Source organism: Natrinema halophilum, from assembly GCF_013402815.2.
GTDB classification, from domain to species: Archaea; Halobacteriota; Halobacteria; order Halobacteriales; family Natrialbaceae; genus Natrinema; species Natrinema halophilum.
On sequence record NZ_CP058601.1, the window covers coordinates 2197717 to 2222288 of the forward strand.

At 62.5% G+C, this 24572-nt stretch carries 18 protein-coding genes and 1 pseudogene; 16 read left to right on the forward strand and 3 right to left on the reverse strand.

Annotation, left to right across the window (positions count from 1 at the left end; genetic code table 11):
* Positions 1-198 precede the first annotated feature (198 nt).
* The 4 genes from HYG82_RS31495 to HYG82_RS31510 all read left to right on the forward strand — a co-directional run bounded on the left by HYG82_RS31495 (position 199) and on the right by HYG82_RS31510 (position 6416).
* On the forward strand, positions 199-1086 hold the full coding sequence (locus HYG82_RS31495; RefSeq protein WP_179261014.1) for a hypothetical protein: 888 nt from the start codon (positions 199-201) through the stop codon (positions 1084-1086).
* A 173-nt stretch (positions 1087-1259) separates the two neighbouring features.
* Positions 1260-2729: a DUF6517 family protein gene (locus HYG82_RS31500; RefSeq protein ID WP_179261015.1), complete on the forward strand. Its 1470-nt coding sequence runs from the start codon at positions 1260-1262 to the stop codon at positions 2727-2729.
* 139 nt (positions 2730-2868) lie between these two features.
* Complete coding sequence (locus HYG82_RS31505; RefSeq protein ID WP_179261016.1) at positions 2869-5232, forward strand: PAS domain S-box protein; 2364 nt, start codon at positions 2869-2871, stop codon at positions 5230-5232.
* 260 nt (positions 5233-5492) lie between these two features.
* Positions 5493-6416 (forward strand): hypothetical protein, encoded by a 924-nt coding sequence (locus HYG82_RS31510; protein ID WP_179261017.1) that lies wholly within the window; start codon positions 5493-5495, stop codon positions 6414-6416.
* A gap of 58 nt (positions 6417-6474) precedes the next feature.
* Here the strand turns inward: HYG82_RS31510 and HYG82_RS31515 are convergent.
* Positions 6475-6903, reverse strand: a pseudogene (locus HYG82_RS31515) (MBL fold metallo-hydrolase); the annotation flags it as partial.
* A 248-nt stretch (positions 6904-7151) separates the two neighbouring features.
* Between HYG82_RS31515 and HYG82_RS31520 the strand changes: the two are divergent.
* Positions 7152-7586 (forward strand): hypothetical protein, encoded by a 435-nt coding sequence (locus HYG82_RS31520; protein WP_179261018.1) that lies wholly within the window; start codon positions 7152-7154, stop codon positions 7584-7586.
* 61 nt (positions 7587-7647) lie between these two features.
* Here the strand turns inward: HYG82_RS31520 and HYG82_RS31525 are convergent, their stop codons facing one another.
* Positions 7648-8616: an LLM class oxidoreductase gene (locus HYG82_RS31525; protein ID WP_179261019.1), complete on the reverse strand. Its 969-nt coding sequence runs from the start codon at positions 8614-8616 to the stop codon at positions 7648-7650.
* Positions 8617-8831: 215 nt separating this feature from the next.
* On the opposite strand from HYG82_RS31525, the gene HYG82_RS31530 reads away from it, so the two are divergent.
* The gene (locus tag HYG82_RS31530; protein WP_179261020.1) at positions 8832-10589 is read left to right on the forward strand and encodes a histidine kinase N-terminal 7TM domain-containing protein; all 1758 of its coding nucleotides are present in this window, start codon (positions 8832-8834) and stop codon (positions 10587-10589) included.
* A gap of 184 nt (positions 10590-10773) precedes the next feature.
* Here the strand turns inward: HYG82_RS31530 and HYG82_RS31535 are convergent, their stop codons facing one another.
* Complete coding sequence (locus HYG82_RS31535) at positions 10774-12741, reverse strand: aconitate hydratase (RefSeq protein ID WP_179261021.1); 1968 nt, start codon at positions 12739-12741, stop codon at positions 10774-10776.
* Between the two features lie 254 nt (positions 12742-12995).
* Between HYG82_RS31535 and HYG82_RS31540 the strand changes: the two genes are divergently transcribed.
* From HYG82_RS31540 to HYG82_RS31585, 10 genes are all read left to right on the forward strand, one after another.
* Positions 12996-13478, forward strand: a complete 483-nt coding sequence (locus tag HYG82_RS31540) for a deoxyuridine 5'-triphosphate nucleotidohydrolase (RefSeq protein WP_179261022.1) — start codon at positions 12996-12998, stop codon at positions 13476-13478.
* Positions 13479-13547: 69 nt separating this feature from the next.
* Complete coding sequence (locus tag HYG82_RS31545) at positions 13548-14102, forward strand: metal-dependent hydrolase (protein ID WP_179261023.1); 555 nt, start codon at positions 13548-13550, stop codon at positions 14100-14102.
* 138 nt (positions 14103-14240) lie between these two features.
* The gene (locus HYG82_RS31550; protein WP_179261024.1) at positions 14241-14705 is read left to right on the forward strand and encodes a copper resistance protein CopD; all 465 of its coding nucleotides are present in this window, start codon (positions 14241-14243) and stop codon (positions 14703-14705) included.
* 95 nt (positions 14706-14800) lie between these two features.
* Entirely contained in the window at positions 14801-15235 is a 435-nt protein-coding gene (locus HYG82_RS31555) for a hypothetical protein (RefSeq protein WP_179261025.1), read from the forward strand.
* 90 nt (positions 15236-15325) lie between these two features.
* Complete coding sequence (locus HYG82_RS31560; protein WP_179261026.1) at positions 15326-17338, forward strand: ATP-binding protein; 2013 nt, start codon at positions 15326-15328, stop codon at positions 17336-17338.
* A gap of 39 nt (positions 17339-17377) precedes the next feature.
* A complete protein-coding gene (gnd, locus tag HYG82_RS31565) occupies positions 17378-18277 on the forward strand; it encodes a phosphogluconate dehydrogenase (NAD(+)-dependent, decarboxylating) (protein WP_179261027.1) in 900 nt (299 codons plus the stop codon).
* A gap of 296 nt (positions 18278-18573) precedes the next feature.
* A complete protein-coding gene (locus tag HYG82_RS31570) occupies positions 18574-20487 on the forward strand; it encodes a PKD domain-containing protein (RefSeq protein ID WP_179261028.1) in 1914 nt (637 codons plus the stop codon).
* A gap of 328 nt (positions 20488-20815) precedes the next feature.
* Positions 20816-23008, forward strand: coding sequence for a PKD domain-containing protein (locus tag HYG82_RS31575; RefSeq protein WP_179261029.1), 2193 nt, complete (start codon positions 20816-20818; stop codon positions 23006-23008).
* 264 nt (positions 23009-23272) lie between these two features.
* Positions 23273-23908: an OB-like fold-containing membrane protein gene (locus HYG82_RS31580; RefSeq protein ID WP_179261030.1), complete on the forward strand. Its 636-nt coding sequence runs from the start codon at positions 23273-23275 to the stop codon at positions 23906-23908.
* The gene (locus HYG82_RS31585; RefSeq protein ID WP_179261031.1) at positions 23908-24417 is read left to right on the forward strand and encodes a metal-dependent hydrolase; all 510 of its coding nucleotides are present in this window, start codon (positions 23908-23910) and stop codon (positions 24415-24417) included. Before HYG82_RS31580 ends, HYG82_RS31585 begins: the two co-directional genes overlap by 1 nt.
* Positions 24418-24572: the final 155 nt, after the last annotated feature.

Genomic DNA, 24572 nt, shown 5'->3' on the forward strand with positions numbered 1-24572 from the left:
GGCGGGACGTCGCCCGCCACTGCCAGGGAGTCAAGCCACCCACCCGCCCGGCCGCACGTCGGCGCACCGAACACGGTCGAACGGCGGTCCGAAGTCGAACGTGCCCACGTCAGTGATTCCAACCCGCCTCGACGGTGCAATATTCGACGACCAAATCACGTCGACACACGCCCTCCACGACGAACGAGGTGATGGTCCATGGACCTGAAGGGAGCGTTTCTCAAGACAGCAGCGGTCGTGTGGATGATACTGCTGTTCGGTACGTGGATATACGTCGACGCGGGCTACGCCGGGTCCACCCTGTCCTTCTCGGAGGTCCCAGGTGGGTCGATGGGGGCCTTCGTCGGCGCTATGATCATCACTATCGCCGGGTGGCGCGTCATCGGCAACCTCCAGTACCAACACGAGGCCGACCAGTGGCGAGAGGTGGGCCAGCAGGCGGGTCTCCAGCCGACCGGCAGCGGGAGCCCGCCGAAACTGACGGGCACCGTCGACGGCCGAACCGTCACTGCCCGCTTCGAAAAGCACCAGGTGTCAGGGAGTGAGGAGGGCGGAGGGCGGTTGGTCACGTTCACGTTCGCCGATGCAGAGCTAGCCGGCCCCGCCGACGAGGGGCTGGTCGTCGGCACCGCCGGCGAACGCGTCCGCGCCCATAACGGGGTCGGAACCCTCGACTTCGACGACCTGTACGAGACCGCGTCCGCCGCAGGGCTCGTCGCCGCTGAGACCGAGGACCTCGTCCTGGTGGGGACGTCGTCGGCGGTCGTAGAGGCCGTCGTCGACGGCCTGTCGGGGCGGGCGTTGCACGCGATCAGGGACCTGCAAATCGTCTCCGCCGGCGACGCCTCCGGCATGGTCGCCGAGTGGGCCGAGGCCCGCAACGATCAGATGGAGGGCGTCGGGAGCTCGCTCGCCGAGCATCCAGTGGACAATCTCGTCGAGCTCGTCCCGGGCGACGCCGCGACGGTCACCGTCGAGACGAAGGCGGCGATACAAGACGGCGACGAACTCCGTCGATTCGCCGAGGGGACCGTCGCCATCGCTGACGCCTTCGAGGACGCTTCCGGGGCCGAGTCCGGATTCTGAACGTGACGCTCCTCGGATAGTAGTTAGGGAACGAACCGCGTGACAGCAGCGGAAAGAATGCTGGACATGCCCATCGTGTATCGGGGTCGAGAAGAGGGCCTCCTCGTCGAACCCCGTATGACGCTACGTACATAGCGTTATACTTCTCGGTCGTCCATGGCAGTCCCATCGATATGCCGAGAGAAAGACACCGCGTCGGTGCAGACGGGGAACGGACGCTTTCTAGACGAACCGTCCTCGCAGCAGCCGCGACGTCCGCCGCGGCGCTCGCCGGCTGTACCGATGAACTGACCGAACACGAGTTCGAGGCGACGCCCGTGGGGCTGCCAGAAGACGGCCGCCAGGAAATCGTCCTCGGTGAGAGCGGCCGGGATGCCTCGACGATCACCCTCGAGGTCGAGCAGATCGACGGCGAGGTCATCATTACCAGCCACACGGTGGCGTACACGCGAGAGCAGGCGTACGCCCACCCGGACGACTTTCCAGCCCTCACTGATGCGGTCCAGCCCTGGATGCTCGGCCAGTTCCTCGGCGGCGTCAACGGCACCGAGGGGCCCGGGTCGGCGGTGGTCGTCAGCGGGCGTGATCTCGGTATCGACGAACTCACGCTGCCGATGTTCGAAGAGGAACCGACGATACCGGGCCGCGGCTGGAGTCTCGTGGTCCCGGCCGGTGCTCGAACCGACGGTGAGGTATCCCTCGAGGAGACGGTGGCTCTCGTGCCCGGTACTGCCTTCCCGGGGTCGGAGTGGGTGCCCGGCAACGAGTGGTTTCCGGGGTCGGAGTGGGTGCCCGGCAACGAGTGGTTTCCGGGGTCGGAGTGGGTGCCCGGCAACGAGTGGTTTCCGGGGTCGGAGTGGGTGCCCGGCAATGAGTGGGTGCCGGACGACCCCGAGTCTCTGCAAGTCATGCTGACAACTCGTGACCCGGAGACCGGGGCGCTGTTCGACTTTATCGGCTCGAATTACGATGACCGTCCCGGGCGTCCCCTCGACGAAGGCGAGGTGTTCGAAACGGGTGACAGCGTGCTCGCTGTGTCGGGAGCGGAAGTGCTTTCCGACACCGAGGGCACCGTCTTCAACCCAAAGAACGGGACCAATGGTGCGTACTATCCACTGCCCGCTGGGGAGTTGTTCAACCAAGTCGTGGCCCCGACCGGAGGCGCGACCTATGGGATCGGTGTCCTCTCGACGCCCGCGGCGGAGGTGGCGGGGCAGTCGCTCAACCCGATCGACGGGATGGATATTGAGACGCTGCTCACCAGCGACGAAGCCCGCGGACTGCTGGGGGAGGCGGGCATCACCGACGCCGACGAGGTCGAGTGGCTCCAGGGGCCGGAGGCGGTGGCGGTCGGCGGTCAATCGCCGTTCACGCTGCTCGGCGAGGATGCCGACCAGGGAACCTTCGCTGGCGTCGTCAGGGGCTCGAACGGCCCCTGGGGTGTCGTCGCCAACCTGGCACGTGTCGTGGCCGACGACCTGGTCGTCGCCGTCGGGGTCCAACGGCGACCGCTGTCCGCCGAGGTTCCGGCTTCGGACTGGCTCGAGGCCGATGGTGGGACCGAGGTTCCGACGACGAACTGGCTCGCTGGCGGCCGTGAATTGAGCGCGGCGAGTTTCGAATCGCTCCAGTCGGACGCGTAGGACGCTGGCGATCACGACTGCGGTGATCTCGTGGAACGGTCTCTGTGAGCCAGAAAGGCGAGTTGTTCTCCACGAGGTGTGTCGGCTTAGCTGCTGGTATGGCCCGAAGTTTAATTATATTCCATCTAGACGACAATCCATGGACGAAGTGGCAGGTTCGTCGGTGGGCGAAGAGGACCTGATCGCTGCGTCGGTCGACGGGGTCGGAATTCTGGATCGGGGGACGTTCGTCAAAGCCAACGACGCGCTAGCTACAGCCTTCGGCTACGACGACGCCGACGACGTCGTCGGAACCGCTTGGACCGAGCTGTATCCGCAGGCGGAACGCGAGCGCATCGAACGTGAGGTGTTTCCGGCGGTTCGCGAGGAGAAAGACTGGCGTGGCGAAGTGGCCGGAGTGCGGACGGACGGCTCCAGGGTTCCGCACCTGCTGTCGATACGCGCGGGCGGAACCGGTCAGAGTACCGATCGACTCGTATGGGTCGTCCGTGATCGAAGCGACTGGGACGACCGCACCGCAACCATCGGCACAACAGAGCCCCCGGCGTTCGACGAAAGCGAACGCCAGTTCGAATCGCTGGTCGAACGGGCACCCGTGCCGCTTGCCGTCTTCACCGACGAACGAGGACTCGTCTACGCCAATCGGACAGCCATCGCCTTTCTCGGGGGAGAGGATCGTGCCGACGTCCTGGGCCACGATCCGGAACAGTTCGTTCATCCGGCGGATCGCGAGCAGGCCCGCCAGCGGATTCGGCGTGTCCTCGAGGATCGAACGCCCACCGAACCCACGACGTACCGACTGGTGGGACTTGACGACGGCGACCGAGTCGCGGAAATCGCAGCCTCCCCCATAACATACGAAGGCGAACAGGGGGCGTGCGTCGTATTGAACGATATTACACCGTACAAGCGTGCTCAGGCCAATATCAGGCGGGAACGGCGCTTTCTCGAAACCGTCATCGATGCTGTCGACGACATCGTTTACGTGCTCGATGAGGACGGACAGTCGTACCTCTGGAACGAGACGTTGGTGGAGACCACCGGATACAGTAACCAGGAGATCGAGTCGATGCATCCGATGCACTTCATCCCCGAAGAGCACCAGGAACACGTGCCCGGTCTGATGGAGGCGATAGAGGCCATCGAAGACAAAAGAGTGAAGCTTCCCATCCGCACCCGGGACGGCGAGACCATCAACCACGAGTTCAGGGGAACAACATTTGAGGACCCGGAGACCGGGGAGGTGTTCCGCTGTGGGATCGCTCGTGACGTGACCGAGTGGCTCGAACGCGAACGACGACTGGAGCGCCAACGTGACGAACTGGCGACGCTGGATCGCGTCAATCGTATCCTTCTCGAAACGACTCGCGACTTGATCCAGACGGCCGATGTCGATGTCATCGAACGGACAGTCTGTACACAGCTAGCAAATTCTGACCTCTACCAGTTCGCGTGGGTGGGCGAGCTGGCTATCGACGGAGATCAAATCGTCCCACGTACGTCCGCCGGAGATGACCGCGGGCTTCTTGATGCAATCACGACCGAAACGAATGGAGACGTGGTCGAAGGAAATCCCGGGCACCGGGCGATAGAAACCGGGAACGTGCAGGTCGCCGACCGGGACAATTCCGAATGTACCGCCTGGAAAGCCATCGCCAGCGAATGCGGATTCGAGTCTTCCGCGGCGATCCCGCTTCACCACAATGGCACAGTCTATGGGGTCCTACTAATCCACACAGAGCGAGAAAACGCCTTCAACGACCGTGAACAGGACGGATTCGACGTGCTCGGTCGCACCATTGGGTACATAATCAATGCCGTCAAGAACCGCAAATTGTTGTTTACGGACGCCGTCCGTGAACTCGAATTCCAGACAGCGGACGCCGATTCCGTGTTTGCCAACATCGCTGCTACTCTCGATTGTGAACTCGAACTGGATGGATACGTCGCTTCGGGTCAACGGTGGGTGCTCTACTTCGAAATCCATGGCACATCGGTGGACGACGTTGTTGCGATCGCCACCGAGGACCCGAGAGTGAAGCGAGCCAGAGACATTAGCGTGGCCGGAGGCGAAGATCGCATCGAACTGACAGTCACCAACTCGTCAGTGGTTCACACCGTCACTGGTGTGGGCGGCTCCCTCAGCGCCGCCACCGTTAGTCCGGACGGTATTCGATTCGTCGTCGAGGTTCCTGTTGACGCCGACGTTCGCGAGATCGTCGATCACATACAGGCCGAACACGCGGACATCGACTTCGTCGCTCAACGCGACCTGGACCACGATGTCTCTACCGTTAGTCGGCCCGACGGGGTGCTCGGCGAGTTGACTGACCGTCAACGAGAGGTACTGGAGGCGGCCTATCGTTCGGGGTACTTCGCCTGGCCGCGAACGAGTACGGCCGAAGAGATCGCGGAATCGTTGGATCTCGCGTCGGCGACGCTTCACGGACACCTCCGAAAGGCCGAGGCAGTCATCATCTCGACGCTGTTTGACGCGACCTGACATACTCCCAAGCGAAACACAGACTGTGGATGTACCGCACCCGGAATTCCATGATTCATCTATGATCGGTGAGACGAGTGCTCCTCACACCCGGACCTGCCCTAGACACGTAGCGACCCGATTTATGGAATCCCGACCGATTGTCTGGACAAATTCATGATACCGGAGGAGACAGATGTACCGAGGTTTGGCGGGCGGACACCGTTCATCATCCACGTGACCGGACCGATCAACCCTGCAGTCACCATCGAAGGTTGTGCATGGCATTGATACGCAAGAGCGATCTGTACCGGATCGCAGCAATAGCTTGGGGAATTGTGGTTTTCGGCTTCATCATCCTCACCATCTCCGGGAACGCCCAGCCGTTTCTCTCCCCGGAGGCGCTACCGATCGACGGACCACTCCAGATGATCGGCGTAGCGGTGGCGCTGATTGCCCTCGGGGTTTTCGTCATCCTTCAGCTGGAGACGAGATCCTGGATAAAAGCCGGCAAGGAGGCCGGTCTCTCCCCCAACGGAGCTGGCATCGCCAAACCGGCTCTTGCCCGCAACTCCGCACTTTGGTCGATACTACCAGTTGGGCTGGAGATTATGAGCAAACCAGATCTCGTCGGCACCGTCGACGGCCGCGAAGTCCGCGCCAGAACCGTCGCCCGCAACGTGGGCGGAGATGGGGAATCAGGCTCCAATACGGCGAGGTTCACCGTTGTCGAAACCGACCTCGTGGAGTCGACCGACCGCGGACTCATCGTGACGGCCGGCAGCCCACCGACGACCGGAATGGAAGACGTGCCCGCCGACCTCTCCAACCAAATGAAGACCGTCGGTGACATCGCTGTCCTGGGGGAATCCGAAAGGTTCGCTCGGGAAGCGGTCACACCCCGCGTCCAGAACGCGCTCGCGGAGACCGACACCCTTGAGGGCGTGCACGCTGGCAAGTCAGCGGATGTGTTCCTGGAGACGATCAAGGATAGCGGTGGTCTCGCCGGGTCGCTGGTTGGTGCCATCGAGACCGAGTTCAGGGAGCGTATCCCCGGCGGGCCCGAAACCGTGGGCACCGATCGAAAAGGGGTCATTCTAGACGGAGCCGACCTCGAGGCGCGAGCCCGAGCCGTCGCCGCTGTCGCGGATGGCTTCGAGAAGGCGTCCGAGGCTGTATCCGATGACCAGAGTTTCCGATCGTGAAGCTGTTACTGATCCGAAATCGCGCGAGACGTCGAACGCGATTATCGACGACCGATTACGAGCTCTCGCAGTTCACTGCGTCCGCGTCGAGCCGAGCAGTCGTTTCGGCCACCAGTCGTTGTCTGCTGTATGAAAGTCCCCGGTATAGAGCAGTCGCGTTTCGCCGTCGACAACGAGGACGCGGGCGTCCCCTGGGATGTGGCCCGCGTAATAGAACGTCGCCTCATGACCGGCCGCTTCGAACGGTTCTTCGTATCCGTGGGGTTCGGATTTCTGCGTGACGCGTCGCACCTCTTCTTCGGTGAATGGACAATCGGAGGTATACGCATGCAGTTTGGCGTGTCGCGAACGAGTGTTAGCGCTAGGTCGCGCGTAGAGAGGAGTCCAATGTCCAATGGATCGGAGGACGGTAGTCACCGAATAGAAGAAGTGGGATCGACTCGACGTAGTCAAGGTGGCCATGGCTGGCGACGACAGCATCTGGATCGAGAATCGCCACCGAAATACTCGTCAATCACGGCGATCGCTGCGAGGCGTTCGCGACGGAACTGCGCGAGGGTGGTTCCGAAGGGACCACCCCGGAAGTAAGCGAGCACGTCGGGAGAGGAATACGCCGCCTGCCCGGCGAGCGAGCGTCTGAACCGGCCGCACACATCGGTGGGTTCGGCGACGCGCGCGGGAAGTCCGGCAGGTTCAACGCGTACGGTTTTGCCACGGGACGTGGTGATCGACCGCATGACTGACATCGATTCGAACGTCGGGCCTGACGCGGACGTAGAGTCGGACGATCTCGAGTTGAGCGATAGCGAGCGTACGGCTCTTCACAACCTCCAGTTGAGCATCGAGCACATGCATCGAGCGTACGGCACCCTCCTCGAGTTCCACCACGAACTCGGCCACGCGATGGACCACATGAGCGACGCAGAGGACCACCTCCGAACGGCCGACCACGAGGGATGGGCGAACGAGCTCCGAGACGATCTCCTTCCGGCCGGTGCGATAAGCGATCAGTGGACGTTCGAACTCGTCGAGGAGTTTTCCTCGGAGTTTCTGGACGAAGTCGACGCGTTCGAAGAGAGCGTTAGAGACGAGCTGGCAGACGGTGTCGATCACGTGACCGAGCGCCGTCAAAAGCGACAGTTGCGGGAGCGTGCAGAGCGAGACGAGTAACTCGAGCAGCGATCGGCTCTCGCAACCAGACATCGTGGCGCCGCGATCGACGGCAAGTGCGCTACAGTTCGCCGATTATCTCGTCGGCGAACGTTGAGAGCGCCGCTTCGCAGTCGTCGTTTCGGAATCCGACGATCACGTGATCGAGTCCCAGTTCCTCGAGTCGGCCGAAGTACTCCCGGAACCACTCGGTACCGGCCCGGAATCCGAGATGGAGATGTTCGGGCTCGGCCGACGGATCGGCGGCCAGTTCGACCTGGACAGCGATGGCGAACGGTTTCTCACCCGCAGCCTCGCGCCAGTCCGCGATATAGCTCTCGAGGGTCCGTTCCGGCAGCTGATAGAACAGCCAGCCGTCACCGTGGTCGGCGATCCACTCCCGAGATTGGCGCGCGTGACCGGTCGGCAAGAGGGGGATCGTCCCCGCAGTCGGCTTCGGAACCACGTCGAGGTCGCCGTCCAACGAGCCCCATCGTCCCTCGTGTTCGGGATACTCCTCGCGCCAGACCGTCCGGAGGGTGTCGACGCTCTCCCGAAAGAGCTCTCCGCGTTCGTCGCGGTCGACGCCGAACGCGGGATACTCCGGATCGCGGTCACCGGAAGCGACGCCGAGAACTAGCCGGCCGTCCGAGAGCTGATCGACCGTCGCCGCGGATTTGGCGACGTGCAGCGGGTGCCGAAGGGTGAGGACGATGCTCGCTGTGCCGAGGGCGATATCTTCGGTGTGGGCCGCGACGTGTGAGAGCCACGGCCAGGTGTCGAACGTCTGCCCTGCGTCGCGGAACTTCGGCCAGTATGTCGGAACATCCCGCGCCCAGAGGCCGTCGAAGCCGAGTGACTCGGCGTGTTTTGCCAGTCGAAGTTCGTCATCGATTTCTGGGCGTTGCTGACTGGTGCCGGTCAATGGAAAGCCAGTCCCGAAGGTGAGACCGTCGTCCGCAAACAGTCGCCGATAGCCTCGATTTTCGTGGTCGGATTCCCGCTCGCGATAATCCGAGTCATCGGGTCCGGGTGCTGCCGGTCGTTCCATCTCGGTACCCGTTTTTCACCGCATCCGTTTGGTCTTGTTCCTCGCGATCGCCCGTCCGGGTTCCGTCACCGAGGGGAGGTGCGGCCCGCCGCGAGCGCTTTTCTGGGGGTGACCCGATTGAGCAAGGAAGTGACCCGATTGAGCAGCGAGAGCGGAGTGAGACGAAGTGGAGAACCGCCAGTGGCTTTTTCAGGGTCTGATCTGTATCACAATCGATGGCGCCGGGCGCGTTCGACCTGCTGTTGATCCTCTCTCTCGGTATCACAGTGATACCGACGGTCTACGCGTGGCAGCTACGGGGTCGCAAGGGTGGAACGCCCCTTTTTTTGATTCTGCTCAGCACGATCGTCTGGATCGTCTCGGCCCTCTTTGCGTCGCTTGCAAGCAGTAGCGAACTCGTTCTGCTGGGAATAAAAGGGTGGTTCGCAGGCATTATCGTCGTCTGTCCGGGGTTTCTGTTCTTCGCGCTCGAATACACCGGAACCGACCGGTACATGACCAAACCGTTGGTGTCTGCCGTCGTAGTTCACGGCGTACTCGCGTTCGTTCTGGTCTGGGTCGATCCAGGCAGATACTTTCTCACCGGCCTTCAAGCAAATGCAGACACGATGAGCGGCTATCGCCTCGACTACGGATTGCAGGTCTGGCTCAACCTCGCAGTCTGGTATAGCTATCTGGTCGTCGGTGCCGTGTTGATGATCAGGTTCATCATCCAAAAGCGGCGCGCCCATCGACGACAGATGATGCTGATCCTGATCGGGCTCGTTGCACCGTGGACCGCAAACGTGTTGTTCCTCTTCGGACCAATCGCGACCGACTTCACGCCGATCGGATTCGCTATCCTCGGCCTCTCGTTTACCATCGCCATCGCCCGGTATCAGTTGGTCGACATGGCACCGGTCGCGTGGGAGACCGTGATCAACAACATCAGCGATAGCGTCTTCGTACTGGATGCGGAGGACAGAATTATCGACGTTAACGCCGTGGGCGCACGCTCGTACGGGCTAAACCGGGCTGAAGTTGTCGGAACCCACGCATCGGAAGTGTTCTCCGAATACCCTGAGGTGTACAGCCGATTCAAAGCCGCCACGGAAAGCGAAGAGGGTGTGGAAATTCCAACGAAATACGGTCGGCGGATCATCGACCTCGAAGTGACGCCGCTGTTCGACGACAGTGGCAGGGAACTCGGCCGCGTGTTCGTCGCACACGACCTCACCGACCAGAAGCGACGCCAACAGGAACTCGAGCGCCAGAACGAGCGTCTCGACGAGTTCGCCAGCCTCCTCTCGCACGATCTCCGGAACCCGATCAACGTCGCACAGGGCTACGCCGACGTCGCCATGGAGGAATACGACGACCCCGTCTACGTTGCGGAGATGCAAACCTCCCTCGATCGGATGGAAACGCTCGTCGACGATGCGCTAACGCTCGCTCGCGAGAGCCAGACCATCACCGATCCGGAACCAGTCAGCGTCGAGGACGTCGTCTCCGCGGCCTGGCGGAACGTCGATACGGTCGATGCGACGATCGCAGTCGAAGCCGACTGGCAGACGGTCGCGGATCGGTCGCGGCTGCTTCGGATCTTCGAGAACCTCATTCGCAACGCGATCGACCATGCTGGCGAAACCGTTTCAATCACCGTCGGAACGATCGAACGCGATGCAGATAGCACGAACGGGTTGGTCGAACACGGCATCTACGTGGCCGACGACGGCCCCGGCATCCCGCCCGAGAAGCGCGACGAGATCTTCGAACACGGCCACACCACCAGCGATGACGGAACCGGCCTCGGACTCTCGATCGTCGGGAACGCGGTCGAAGCCCACGGCTGGGACATCTCCGTCGCGGAAAGCGACGACGGCGGTGCCCGATTCGAGATTATGGGGCCCACGCCGATCGCGAACGGGGAGTCACCGCAGGCAACCGGGATTGAGGCAGAACTGGTCCCGGACGATTCCGAACGCGGCACGTGATCTCCTGACACGGCGACTTGACCGACCGGCTGACACGGCGACTTGACCGACCGGCTGACACGGCGACTTGACCGACCGGCTGACACGGCGACTTGACCAATCAAACCGGCGGCTCGAGCGTTCGACTGTAAGCGACGTCGAGGCCGCAAAAAGAATCGACGTTCGGCCGAAAACCGGACGGCGATCAGTCGTCGGCGGGTGCGGCGCCGGCGCCCTCGGCCTGATCTTTCGTCCAGGAGAGTTTGCCGCCGGCCGCGAGGATGGCGCGTTCGCGCTCGGAGGCGTCGAGGACGGCCGTGTACTCGTCGCCGTTGACGCGGACGGTGAACTCCTCTTGGCCGCTGGTGACGGCGTCGTAGACGTCGTCGACGATCTCGATCTCGTCGCCCTGATCGATGTTCTCGTAGGTATCTTCGTCGATCGTCAGCGGGACGATCCCGAAGTTAAAGAGATTCGCGCGGTGGATCCGTGCGAAGCTCTGTGCGAGGACGCCCTCGATGCCGAGATACATCGGACAGAGGGCGGCGTGTTCGCGCGAGGAGCCCTGGCCGTAGTTCTCGCCTGCAACGAGGAAGCCGCCGTCGGCCTCGAGCGCGCGCTCGGCGAAGGTATCGTCGACACGTGAGAGCGTAAATTCGCTCAGTTTGGGGACGTTCGACCGGTACATCAGGATGTCCTGGGTTGCAGGGATGATGTGGTCGGTCGTGATGTTGTCCTCCATCTTCAGCAGGGCTTCACCTTCGATATCGGAGCCGAGCTGGTCTTTCAGCGGCACGTCGCCGATGTTGGGGCCCTTGATGAGTTCGTCGTCGACTGCCTCGTCGGGGCCGATGAGGTCCGTCTTGGAACCGGTGTACTCGTCGGGGAGTTCGATGCCGGGTGCCTCGAGGTCGCCGAGGTCGTCGGCGAGGTCTCGCGGGTCGATGATTTCCCCTTTGAGCGCGGCCGCGGCCGCGACCTCCGGCGAGCAGAGGTAGACGTTGTCGTCTTCGATTCCCGAGCGGCCCTCGAAGTTGCGATTGAACGTCCGTAGCGAGACGGAGTCGGAGGATGGAACGTGGCCGATGCCGATACAGGCGCCACAGGTCGCCTCGGAGAAGTTGACGCCGGCGGCCATCATCTCGGCGACCCAGCCTTCGCGGGCAAGCATCTCGGAGGCCTGCTTGGAGCCGGGTGCGACGATCGTCTCGGTCTCCATCGAGGTTTCACGCCCCTCGAGCATCTTGGCGACGGGGAGGATGTCCTCGTAGCCGCCGTTGGTACAGGAGCCGACGATGACCTGCTCGACGGACTGGCCGGCGACCTCGCGGACTGGCACGACCTTGTCGGGCATCGAGGGCTGGGCGATCAGCGGCTCGAGATCGGAGAGGTCGACGACGATTTCGTCGTCGTACTCGGCGTCGTCGTCGGGTTGCAGTTCGACGTACTCGTCGCCGCGACCGACGCGCTCGAGGTAGTCCTCGGTCTGCTCGTCGGTCGGGAAGATCGACGTCGTGGCACCGAGTTCGGTCCCCATGTTGGTGATCGTCATCCGCTCGGGCGCGGTCAGCGACTCGACGCCGGGGCCGGTGTACTCGAGGATCTTGCCGACGCCGCCTTTGACGGAGAGACGACGGAGCATCTCGAGGATGACGTCTTTTGCGGTGGCCCACTCGGGGAGTTCACCCTCGAGGCGGACGTTGACGACTTCGGGCATCTCGATGTAGTACGGTGCGCCGCCCATCGCGACGGTGACGTCGATCCCGCCGGCACCGATTGCGAGTTCGCCGAGGCCACCCGGTGTGGGCGTGTGGCTGTCCGATCCCAGCAGCGTCTTGCCAGGGGCCGCGAAGTTCTCGCGGTGGACGTTGTGGCAGATACCGTTGCCGGGTCGGGAGAAATGAGCGCCATATTTACCGGCTGCAGAGCGGAGGAAACGGTGGTCGTCGGTGTTCTTAAAGTCGAACTGGTAGGTCTGGTGGTCGCAATACTGCGCGGCGATTTCGGTCTGGACTTCGTCCAGCCCCATCGCTTCGAACTGGAGCCAGACCATCGTCCCGGTCGTATCCTGCGTGAGTACCTGGTCGATCTCGATCCCGATTTCCTCGCCGGTTTCGAGTTCGCCTTCGACGAGGTGGTCTTCGAGAATCTTTTCGGTGAGAGTCTGTCCCATAGCACCCAAAACTCGGCCGCCCGCCCTGATAAAACCAACGTGTTTCTACGGGTCAGGACCGCCAGAAACCGTCTGAAACCGAACGGTTCGAGAAAATATTGCCGGTCGAAGTGTTGGCCACAGACCCCGCGCGATGTCGCTCAGAACCCGTCCGCGGCGAGCGCGGCCGTCCGATGAATCGTGTCGGATGATACCGAATCGTCGAGCGGTCGTGAACGGATACGCTTTTCCCGTCACCGCAGCCTTGAGACGGTATGTTCCGTTCCGGTGCCTTCGTCGCCGATCACGTTTCACCGACGACCGACGCCCAGATCCAGCCGAACGGGGTCGATCTCACCGCCGACGTTATTTTCGAGCAACTGGAACCCGGCCGCATCGGCCGAGAAGGCAAACAGATCGGGGATCGAATCGCGCGACCGCTCGAGGAACTCGAGGAGGCGGATCCCGACACGTACTACCTGCCGACGGGAGCCTACGTCGTCCGCTACGGGGAACGGATCGCAATTCCCGAGGGACACGTCGGCTTCGTCTATCCGCGTTCGTCGCTCATGCGAAACGCCTGTATGCTCAACACCGCCGTCTGGGACGCCGGCTACGAGGGTCGCGGAGAGGGCCTGTTGCAGGTCCACCACGATATCGAACTCGAGCGCGGAGCCCGAATCGCGCAACTCGTCTTCGCCGAGGCCGAACACGAAGACGTCTACGACGGGAGCTATCAGGGCGAGAACCTCGAATGATCGAGCCGGTCGGCTGCCGATTCGGATACCGTTTTGCCGTTCCCGCCCCTATCCTCGAGTGAGAGACCGATGATGGCGACTACCCACGTGTTCGCCGGGCTCGCTGCCGTCGCGCCGATCGCCTACGTGGCTCCCGAGTTCGCGGTCGCACTCGCGGTCGGCGCGATCGCCGGTGGACTCGTCCCAGATTTCGATCTCGTCTTTACGCATCGGCGGACGCTACACTTCCCGGTCGCCGGGGTTGCAGTCGCCCTCCCGGCCGTCGTTCTGGCGACAGTCGTTCCCACGAGTCCGTCGCTCGCATTTGCCGCGTTCGCGGTCGCCGCCTGGCTACATGCGGCGAGCGACGTGATCGGTGGCGGGCCGGAAATGGACCCGTGGAACGACCGCACAGAGCGTGCGGTCTACGACCACGTTCGGGGTCGGTGGCTCTTCCCCCGTCGCTGGGTCCGCTACGACGGCGCGCCCGAGGACGCAGTCGTCGCGGTCGCACTCGCAGTTCCGACACTGGTCGTCTTCGACGGCTGGTTCACCGCAGTGATCGCCGGCGGTATCGTCGTTTCTCTGGTCTACACGTTCGCTCGACGGCGCCTGGTTGCGTGGACGCCCGACTGGCTCGAGTGATAGGGCGGATATGTAGGCCAAATCTCGAGTGATAGGGCGGATACGAAAGCTGTATCGATCGTCAACGTTCACCCGACTGTGACTGTCTCTCGCTCCGAAGTCGGAACGCTGATACGTGCACTTATCGACCACCCTGCTATGGTCGACGTTCTCGCCGCCAGAACGACACACCTCGTATTTGCTGCCCTCTGGGCAGGGAGCGTCTCTTTCGTCGCCGTCGTCGTCCTGCCGCTGGCCCGCGACGGTGAATTCAATACGACCCATCCGCTCGAAGCCATCTCGGGCAAGCTCACGACGGTTTCGCGGGTAAGTTCGCTCGTCCTCTTTCTTTCCGGAAGTCATCTGGCCGGCACCGCCTACACGGCCGAGAGTCTTTTCGGGTCGCTCAACGGGCGACTGGTACTGGTAATGGTCGCACTCTGGCTGGCACTAACCGCGCTCGTCGAGATCGGTGCGAAACGGTTCGAAGCCGGACTTGCCGGGAAGAAGATCCGCGAGCCGGCTCGCGAGGCGCTGCCGGTGTTCAGGGTAGCGACCCTCGTGGCGATCAGCTTGCTTATTATTGCGGGTCTGCTATCGGCCAACGTTGGTCGGTTCCTCTGAAACGACGCACGGAAGATAGTTTTTCTGACGCGAACGTATTGGATATATTCATTCTAGCGAAAGATACTTAGTCGGTTACTGTAAGGTAGTGGCTAATGATTAGGGGTAAAGATATGGCCCTCTCACTTCTTGCGGTGGGAACAGCTGCTGTGGCCGGCTACGTCCTCCGTGCAGAGCACACTGGGTCCTGTACATCGCGATCGAAGGCGAATCTTGGGGCGCGCATCGTCGGCCCGGAAGACGTTCCCGACGATGTGACAGTCGTCGACGCATCTGCCCGACGACTGAGCGAAATACCCGGCGCTCGACGAGCGCTCGATCGGGCGGTTCGCAAAAGCGCACGCGAAGAGTGGGCCCACATCACGCTCGAACGAGACGGTGCATGGTCGGTCGTCGACCGCGTTCGACAATCACTTCCCTATTACGAGGCCGACTGCGGAGAGTACAACGGTGTCTACGTTCGTTACAACGACCAAATCGTGGTTCTCGACGCGATCGGTTGGGCACGTCTCGAGGAACCAATTCAGTAAGAACGAGCAGAAATGAGTAGCAATGCCCGCCCGTTCCGGATGAAATTGCCACAACATTAATCACTTCCACCTTCATCCGTTTGGGCGACAGTGACCCAATCAGGTCAGCGGGTCGTCTACGTCGGCGACGGGCTGACACCACTGCGGGATTTCGAAGAGAGGTTCGACGTCGTCCACCTACGAGACCGAACGGCAGTCGTCGACTGCGTGGAAACGACCGACGTACGCTGCGTCGTCGTCGATGGAACGGGACCGGACCCTCTCGAAATGGTCGCGGCGGCGTCCGATGCGGCTCCAGCGGTGCCAGTTATCTACGCTGCATCAGCCCCTGACGGCACGGTCGCGGCAGCAGCGACGCGTGCCGGCGCGACCGAGTATTTTGTGAACACGGCTAACGAGTCGCTCGCCGACCGCGTCGCGGCCGTTTCGGCTGACGGCGCTGTTTCTCACTCCGAGGATCTGACCGCCGACGAGCCACCACGGGACGGGCCGGGCGAGCGACTCGATTCTGCCGTCAAGAACGGTTCATCCGAGGTCACACGCGGTAATCGCCATCGTGCGGACGTCATCACCGAGTTGCTCGAAACGACGCGAGCGTTGTTCGCCTGCGAATCACACGGGGCTGTCGCGAGCGTCGTCGTCGACGCTGCCGAGCGCGTTCTCGAATTCGACGCCGCTTCTGTCCGACTCTACGATCCGGACACCGAGGAGCTGGTCTTGGCGGCCGCTTCCGATGCGGACGACCGGTTTGACGAGCACAAACGCGTCAGCGTTCACGAAAACGCGATGGGCGAAGCGTTTCGTAAATCTGAACCGTCCGTCATCGAGGATCGCCAGAGTGACGTTTCGTCCGACAACGGACCGCTCCGTGGTACCGTGGGAATCCCCATCGCCGACCACGGAATCCTCAACGTCGCCTCGTCGGGCAACGGTGGTTTCGACGGCGGGCACGTCCAGTTCGCCCAATTGCTGACCGAAAGCGCAGCCGCCGCCCTCGAGCGGGCCGACAGCCGGGCAGACCTTATTCGACACGAGAAACTCCTCGAGACCGTCGAAGGGATGATGTACGCGACCGACGGAGACGCTCGCCTGACGTTGGTGACCGAGCCCCTGGCGGAACGGCTGGGATACGATCGCGAAGCGCTAGTCGGCGAGCACGTTTCGACCATTTTCGACGGCGACTGGGACGAACGCGCGGTCGAGAACGTCCGAGGCCTGCTCACGGATCCCCAACAGGACAGTGGGGCGTTCGAAGCCACCGTCACCGACGCCGACGGCGAGCGATTTCCGGTCGAGATCGAGTGCTCGCTGCTGCCTCGTGATGCCGAGGAAATCGAAAACGAGGAGTTCCACGGTACGGTCAGCGTCGTCAGGGACATAACACGACGCAGAGAACGTGAACAGTACGTACAGGTCCTCAATCGCGTTCTCCGCCACAACCTGCGCAACGACCTCACCGTCGTCATCGGCTACGCTGAACTCCTCTGTGAACAACTCGAGGATCAGGATCTCGCGGCGGCCGCGAGCACGCTCCGACAGACCGCGACCGATCTCGCCCATACCAGCGAGAAAACGCGAGCCATTCAATACGCACTCGAACGGGATGGCGAACTCGAGCCGGTCGACGTCGCCGGGATCGTCGACGATGCCGTTGCCGAGGAGGATGTCGACGACGCCACAGTCTCCGTCACGACGGACGACACCTGCTGGGCCTGGGCGGATCCGGGGCTTCGACTCATCGTCGACAACCTTCTCGAAAATGCGGTTACGCACGCAACACCAAACCCGTCCGTCGAAATCACGGTCACGGCAGACGACGACCGGGTGCGACTGACGTTCGCCGACGACGGGCCCGGCATTCCACCCGCCGAAATCGACGTCGTTACCGGCGAGAGCGACATAACCCAGCTTACTCACAGCAGCGGACTCGGCCTCTGGCTGGTCCGCTGGATGGTCGACAGCTACAACGGCAGCGTTTCGTTTACCCAGTCGACGAGCGGTGGGAGCCGCGTCGTGGTTTCTCTCGAGGCTGCACCGCCGGAGCCGTCCGACGCCTCGTCGGTCGACGGGTCCGAGGACACGGAGTCAACCAGTCGCTACTGAATCGCAATCACTACCACTTCGGCCAGCCGATCTCTACCCATGCAATTGGGGCTGATCGGACTTGGACGTATGGGACAGATCGTCGTCGAGCGTACCCTCGCGGCGGATCATGACGTCGTCGCATTCGATCTTGACGAGGATGCCGTCGCGACGGCTGCAGAGGCTGGTGCCGAACCCGCCGCTTCGCTCGAGGATTTCACGGAGCGACTGGGTACGGACAAGCGCATCTGGTTGATGGTCCCTGCCGGCGAGGCGGTCGACGTCACCCTCGAGGAACTCGAGCCTTACCTGGACGGCGACGATATCGTCGTCGACGGCGGTAACTCGTACTTTGAGGATACCGTCCGGCGCGCCGAGTCCTGTCCCGCGACGTATCTCGACTGTGGCACTTCAGGCGGCCCCGCCGGCGCCGAACTGGGATTCTCGCTGATGATCGGCGGCCCGCAGTGGGCCTACAACGAACTCGAGTCGGTCTTCGACGCCGTCGCGACCGGACCGGACGGGCACGAGCGGATGGGTGAAGCCGGCTCCGGCCATTACGTCAAAATGATCCACAACGGCGTCGAGTACGCGCTGATGCAGGCCTATGGGGAAGGGTTCGAGTTACTCCACGAGGGGCGATACGATCTGGACCTCGAAAACGTAGCCTCGGTCTGGAACAACGGCGCGGTGATTCGATCCTGGTTGCTCGAACTCTGCGAGGAAGCGTTCCGCGAGGAGGGGACCGATCTGGGAACCGTGGCCGACCGTATCGAGGGCGGTTCGACGGGAACCTGGACCGTCCAGGAAGGCCTCGAGCAGGAGGTCCCACTTCCGCTGATCTATACGGCGCTGTCCGAACGGTTCGGTTCGCGAGCCGACGATGGACGGTTCTCGCGGCGGCTCGCGAACCGGCTCCGGTACGGCTTCGGTCGTCACGAGGTTCCACGACGGGAGTAAGCAGTCGAGACCCCGTTCACCGCCCGAGTTCCCCGTTCGATCGTCCACCCGACGGCGGCCCCTCGACACTTCCGGCCGCAAGCATGGGAGTTCGACACCGATAGTAACGTGGTTCACACGTCGAGAGCCGGTTGTCGTGTGTCTCGCATAGAAGGGATGCTATGGCGGATCGAACGCAGTGGGTAGGTAGGGGATAGTTTTCGCAATAGCAGTGGGTCTGCCAACAGTTCATAATTCTACCAGCTACAACCGTTCTCAAGAACCTATTACAATGTTAATTATATTAATTGCTTGCAATGGTTACGACGGGGGCATGGGGTGGCTTTCATCGAATGGGTTGCATTACACGGCGCGATATCCTGAAAGCGTCTCTCGGCTTCGGTACGGTCATGGGTGTCGGGCTCGTCGGGCGGTGGCCGGAGACGACGACGTCGGAAACCTCGTTCGGTGACGGGGTCAACCTGCAGCCATCGTACTTCTGTAGCGCCAACCAGGACATCGGCTGGGACTTCATGAGCCAGTATTCGGACATTCAAACCCTTCGGATGAGAATCGAACCGTTCTCGTTCAGTGAAGTCGATACGACAGTCGAAGACGCCAAACGCTGGATCGATGAGGCTACCGAGAACGGATACGACGTGATTGCCAGTTACCACCACTATCCCGACAACGGGTCCTCCCAAGCGTCGGCGCTACAACACGCGGCTGACTTCTGGGTGGAACACTACGGCACTCTCTCGCAGGATTCCGCGTTTACGATCAATCTGATGAACGAGTGGGGCGATCACAACGTCACTGCGAGTGCGTACGCCTCAGCGTACAACGACGCCATCGATACCGTCCGCAGTGGGACGAGCTACGACGGAGAGATCGTCTGCGATGCCCCCGGGTGGGGTCAGGGAACCCATCGGCTCGCCGACGCTGTCGAGGAGATCGACGACGACGATCTCGTTCTTTCCGTACACGTGTACCCAAACGCATACAATGCGACGACCGGTGAGTGGCTGCGACCGGAACATCTCGACGTCATAGACGAGACCGGCTATCCCTGCATGATCGGTGAATTCGGCAAATATTGGCCGACTCAGTACTCGGATACTGCCGATGCTGACTGGCTAGCCATCGTCGATCACGCCACTTCCCTCGGCTGGCCGGTCATCGGCTGGGCCTGGAACGGCGACACCAACGAGCAAAGAATGAACATGGTCGAGCCGTACTGGGATGACGAGTGTGGCGGCCCCTACTCCGAGTCGTCGTACTTCGACGTCATCTACGAGAAACTCGGTAGCGGTGGCAACGATACCGGCAGAAATGACGATGACGGCGATGAGAACGGTGGGAACAGCGAACCGACGGCCGCTATCGACGCCGACGCAACCGACGTGTCCGTCGGCGACACGCCGTCGTTCGATGCTAGCGCCTCAAGCGAAGAGGACGGGACGATCGAGCGCTACGAGTGGACGTTCGGGGACGGCACGTCGGCGACGGGGAAACGCGTCGACCACGCCTTCGAGGAACCCGGCGAATACACCGTGTTGCTTACAGTCACCGACGACGAGAACGCGACCGACACCGATACGATCACGGTCACGGTCACAGACTCCGCGAAATCGGCTCCCGGTGCGCCGGCGAATCTCACGGTCGTCGCGACGACGACATCGTCGCTTACGATCGAGTGGGACGGCGTCGACGACGCCGACTACTACGTGGTCTCCGTCGACGGGTCCGTCGATCACGAAACGCCCGAAACGACGGCGACGATCGACGAACTCGAGACGGAAACCGGCTACGAAATCGGGGTTTCCGCCGTCGACAATGGCGGGGCCGAGTCCGCGACGAAGACGGTGTCGGCCACGACTGCTAGCGACGACGGCTCCGACGAAGACGATGAGGACCGCGGAAACGGAGATTTCGACGGGGACCTCGTCGCCGAAATACGAGCGAGCACGACCTCGGCGTGGGTCGGCGAACACATCGGTTTCTTCGCCGTCGATCGGACCGGCGACGACACCTGGCCCACCGAACTCGACTGGGACCTCGGCGACGGCACGACTGCGTCTGGCTGGTACACCGCTTACGCGTACGACTCGCCCGGCACGTACACCGTGGCACTGACCGCGACCGACGACGAGGGGACCACGACGACCCACGAAGTCGAGATAGCCGTCTTCCGGGTCCGACGAAGTAGTCCCGCGGTTCGATCTTCCTGAAGCGGGCGCGAAACAAAGACGGCACTCGAGCAAACAATCGACCGCCCGTCTGCGACATCGACGAATCCGTGGCACGCACCGCCACCGGCGTAGAATCCTCGAGGGGACACTCACCGAAGTGCTCGCATCCAAAGACGGATTGCAGCCCCGCTTAGCGAGCGGAAACTGTCCGATTCTACGGACGGAAACCCTTCCGGAACCACTTCACTGTGTCCATCCGCGCACGTAAACGGTTAGTTTGTAACCGTTCCCGCGCGAGACAATTGTTCCCAAATATGATGGGGTAATAGTAACTATTATTCTTGTTGTTTTTTGTCCGAGTGTGGCTATGGAGACTGTACACACACGGCGTAACATCTTGAAGACGTCTGCGGCCGGAACGGTCGTCGGTGCGGGGCTCATCGGAAGCAGTTCGAGTGCGATGGCAGCAGGAGCCTCGTTCGGCGACGGTGTCAACCTGCAGCCATCGTACTTCTGCGATGGCGACCAGGATATCGGCTGGGAACTGATGAACCAGTACCCGAACATCGAAACCCTCCGGATCGAAATCGAGCCGTTCTCGTTCGGCGAAGTCAATACGACGGTCGAGGACGCAAAACGCTGGATCGACGAAGCAACCGAGAACGGGTACACCGTGATCGCCAGCTACCACCACTACCCCGACAACGGGGCCTCGCAAGCGTCGGCGCTGCAAAACGCGGCCGACTTCTGGGCGGAACACTACGGCACCCTCTCGCAAGACTCCTCGTTCACTATCAACATGATGAACGAGTGGGGCAATCACAGCGTCTCCGCGAGCGACTACGCGTCGGCGTACAACGACGCCATCGACACCGTTCGCACCGAGACTACCTACACCGGACCGATCGTCTGCGATGCCCCCGGGTGGGGCCAGGGCACCCACCGACTCGCCGACGCCGTCGAGGAGATCGACGACGACGATCTCATCCTGTCGGCGCACGTCTATCCCAGCGGGCACAACGCGACCACCGGGGAGTCGCTGAAACCGGAGCACCTCGATGTCATGGACGAGACCGGCTATCCCTGCATGATCGGCGAGTTCGGCAACTACGCGACGACCACTGGCGCTGACTGGTCGGCCATCGTCGATCACGCCACTTCCCTCGGCTGGCCGGTCATCGGTTGGGCCTGGAACGGCGACGGCACCGACGGCGGAATGAACATGGCCGACCCGTACTGGGGCAACGAGTGTAGCGGTCCCTACTCCGAATCGTCGTACTTCGACGTCGTCTACGACAAACTCGGTAGCGGTGGCAGCAACGACGGCGGTAACGACGATGGCGGTAGCGACGACGGCAGTGGCGGCGGGAACGCCGAGCCGACGGCCTCGATCAACGCCGGCACGACCGACGCGCCCGTCGGCGAAGCGGTATCGTTCGATGCCAGCGCCTCGAGCGACGAGGACGGGACGATCGAGCGCTACGAGTGGACGTTCGGGGACGGCACGTCGAGTTCGGGCGAACGCGTCGACCACACCTTCGGAGAAGCCGGCGAATACGAGGTGACGCTGACGGTCACCGACGACGCGGGAGCAACCGCCAGCGACGCGGTCACAGTCGTGGTCTCGGGGGAGGCAGGGCCTCAGGCGCCCACGAACCTCGAGGTTGCGGAGACGTCACCCTCGTCGATCACGATCCAGTGGAACGGCGTCGACGGTGCCGATCACTACGTCACGTACGTGGATGGGTCGGCTGATCACGAGACGCCCGAGACGTCGACGACGATCGACAGTCTCGAGGCCGACACCGACTACGAGATTGCCGTGTCCGCCGTCGCCGACGGCGGGACCGAATCCGTCGCGAGGACGGTCTCGGCGACGACCGAGAGCGACGACGGCTCCGACGGGAACGACGGTTCCGACGAGGAACTGAACGCGGAGATACGGGCGAGTACGACCTCGGCATCCGTCGGCGAACGCATCGGTTTCAACGCCGTGGAGACGACCGACGAACGCACCTGGGTCACCGAGTTGAGCTGGGACCTCGGCGACGGCACGACGGCGTCTGGCTGGTGGAACGCCCACCGATACGACTCGTCGGGGACGTACACCGTCGCGCTGACCGCCACCGACAACGAGGGGGTCGCCACGACCCACGAGGTCGAAGTCACGGTCGGGTCCGGCGGGAACGACGATGATGGCGGAAATGACGGTTCCGACAGCGACGACGGTTCCAGCGAGACTGGCGGAGATGGCGGGGCCGACGAAGACGGCCGGTCTAACGGAAATGAAACTCCTCCCACCGACGGTTTGAATGCCGAAATACGAGCAAGCACGACCTCGGTGTCCGCCGGCGAGCGCGTCAGTTTCAACGCCGCGGAGACGACCGGTACCAGCACCTGGATTACCGATCTGAAGTGGGATTTGGGCGACGGCACGACAGCGTCTGGCTGGTGGAACGCCCACCGATACGACTCGTCGGGGACGTACACCGTCGCGCTGACCGCGACCGATAACGAGGGGACTGCAACAACCCACGAGGTCGATATCACCGTTTCCTGATCACAGCCGCCCTATTGACGGCTCCCCGCGACCAGCCCGTCTTGTATCAACGTTAGACTCCGCTCTGTTCCACACGAGGGGGGTTTACCACCCATTTATGAATTCGAGCGTTCGAACCAGCGGCGGATTTGCCAGCTACCAGGACGGGTCGAGAGTGAACTCACGGATAGGCACCATCGACGCATCGAAGGGGCACAGAGTAGTTGATCGAGACGAGTCTCCTTTCATAATGTCTTTGGTCAGTGCTCGAGTTGTGGCCGATAGATGCCTCCACGCGAACCGTTCGGCCACTCCGGCCGTTTCCTCGCCGGCGTCGTCCTCCTCGGTGCCCTGCTGGGTCTGATGTACTGGACAGGCGCGGTCGGCGCCGAACCGCTGGAACGAGGCTATCCGGACGAAGTCGACGTGACGCAAAACCGCGACGCCTACGTCGGCGAAACTGTCGCGCTCGGCGGCATCGTCGTCGAGACGGAACCAGTCGTAATCGCGACCCAACGGAGCGGATACGGCAGGTTCACGGTAGTCGATGCGGACGAAAGTCTCATCCAGTCGAGTGGCCCCCTCGAGACGGGCGATCGCGTGACGGCCTTCGGGACGCTCGAGGACGAATCCACCCTCGTGGCGGAGCGAACTGTCACCGATCGGTTGCGGGACACCCTGTACATGGTTCTCGTCTCGTTCGGTGCCGGTTGCTGGGTGCTCGTGCGCCTCGTCCGAGGCTGGAGGATCGATCGCGATCGGTTCGCGCTCGTCCCCCGAACAGCGACGGGGGGCAACGGCGGCGAACGCGATAGTGGAAACAGCATGGCACCGCGGGAAACGCCGGTTTCCGACGGCTCGAACGAGGACCGCTGGGGACGCAAAGCCGCCAACCAGGCCCCCGACGGAGGTGATCGGTGATGCCGGATCTCCTGACGCACGTTCTGATCGGGTACAGTATCGGAACGCTCCTTTCGTTCAGATACGAGACGATACGCCCGGCGCAGGTCACCCTCGTGATGGGCGGTGCGCTCTCGCCGGACCTGGCGAAGGGTGATCTGTTTTTCCCGAGCGAGTTCGTCGAGTACCTCGTCGGCATCCCGTTCTCGTGGGCGCCGCTACACACGCTCGTCGGCACCGTCCTCGTCGTCCTTTTCGGCTCGCTCCTGGTTGCACCCGAATATCGGCGGCAGGCGATCGCACTGATCGCTATCGGTGCAACGAGCCATCACGCACTCGACGTCGCGTTGCTCACGGCCACCGGCGAGGCATATGCCGTCTTCTTCCCGATCAGTGCGTATCGGCCCCCGGCGCTCGATCTCTATCTCAGCACCGATCGCTGGCCCGCGATCGTGTCGGGTACGTTCGCCGCCGTTCTGTGGGGAGTGCGTCGATACGGCTTCGCCACGCGGTCGACTGCCGCAGAGTGAGCACCGACGGTGTTCCGACGGCAAATGTTCTTTCGCCCGGAAACGGGGCTCCGCCATACCGGCCCCGAACGATCGAATCGGCAAGAGCTCCCGCGAACGATCGATCACCCAGAAAAACGGCGGACGGGCGACAATTTCGCATCGATACAGACCGA

Excerpts from the sequence above, each read along its gene's own strand:
- HYG82_RS31495 (WP_179261014.1), top strand. The coding sequence starts at position 199 with ATGGACCTGAAGGGAGCGTTTCTCAAGACAGCAGCGGTCGTGTGGATG.
- HYG82_RS31500 (WP_179261015.1), top strand. The coding sequence starts at position 1,260 with ATGCCGAGAGAAAGACACCGCGTCGGTGCAGACGGGGAACGGACGCTT.
- HYG82_RS31505 (WP_179261016.1), top strand. The coding sequence starts at position 2,869 with ATGGACGAAGTGGCAGGTTCGTCGGTGGGCGAAGAGGACCTGATCGCT.
- HYG82_RS31510 (WP_179261017.1), top strand. The coding sequence starts at position 5,493 with ATGGCATTGATACGCAAGAGCGATCTGTACCGGATCGCAGCAATAGCT.
- HYG82_RS31520 (WP_179261018.1), top strand. The coding sequence starts at position 7,152 with ATGACTGACATCGATTCGAACGTCGGGCCTGACGCGGACGTAGAGTCG.
- HYG82_RS31525 (WP_179261019.1), bottom strand. The coding sequence starts at position 8,616 with ATGGAACGACCGGCAGCACCCGGACCCGATGACTCGGATTATCGCGAG.
- HYG82_RS31530 (WP_179261020.1), top strand. The coding sequence starts at position 8,832 with ATGGCGCCGGGCGCGTTCGACCTGCTGTTGATCCTCTCTCTCGGTATC.
- HYG82_RS31535 (WP_179261021.1), bottom strand. The coding sequence starts at position 12,741 with ATGGGACAGACTCTCACCGAAAAGATTCTCGAAGACCACCTCGTCGAA.
- HYG82_RS31540 (WP_179261022.1), top strand. The coding sequence starts at position 12,996 with ATGTTCCGTTCCGGTGCCTTCGTCGCCGATCACGTTTCACCGACGACC.
- HYG82_RS31545 (WP_179261023.1), top strand. The coding sequence starts at position 13,548 with ATGATGGCGACTACCCACGTGTTCGCCGGGCTCGCTGCCGTCGCGCCG.
- HYG82_RS31550 (WP_179261024.1), top strand. The coding sequence starts at position 14,241 with ATGGTCGACGTTCTCGCCGCCAGAACGACACACCTCGTATTTGCTGCC.
- HYG82_RS31555 (WP_179261025.1), top strand. The coding sequence starts at position 14,801 with ATGATTAGGGGTAAAGATATGGCCCTCTCACTTCTTGCGGTGGGAACA.
- gnd (WP_179261027.1), top strand. The coding sequence starts at position 17,378 with ATGCAATTGGGGCTGATCGGACTTGGACGTATGGGACAGATCGTCGTC.
- HYG82_RS31570 (WP_179261028.1), top strand. The coding sequence starts at position 18,574 with ATGGTTACGACGGGGGCATGGGGTGGCTTTCATCGAATGGGTTGCATT.
- HYG82_RS31575 (WP_179261029.1), top strand. The coding sequence starts at position 20,816 with ATGGAGACTGTACACACACGGCGTAACATCTTGAAGACGTCTGCGGCC.
- HYG82_RS31580 (WP_179261030.1), top strand. The coding sequence starts at position 23,273 with ATGCCTCCACGCGAACCGTTCGGCCACTCCGGCCGTTTCCTCGCCGGC.
- HYG82_RS31585 (WP_179261031.1), top strand. The coding sequence starts at position 23,908 with ATGCCGGATCTCCTGACGCACGTTCTGATCGGGTACAGTATCGGAACG.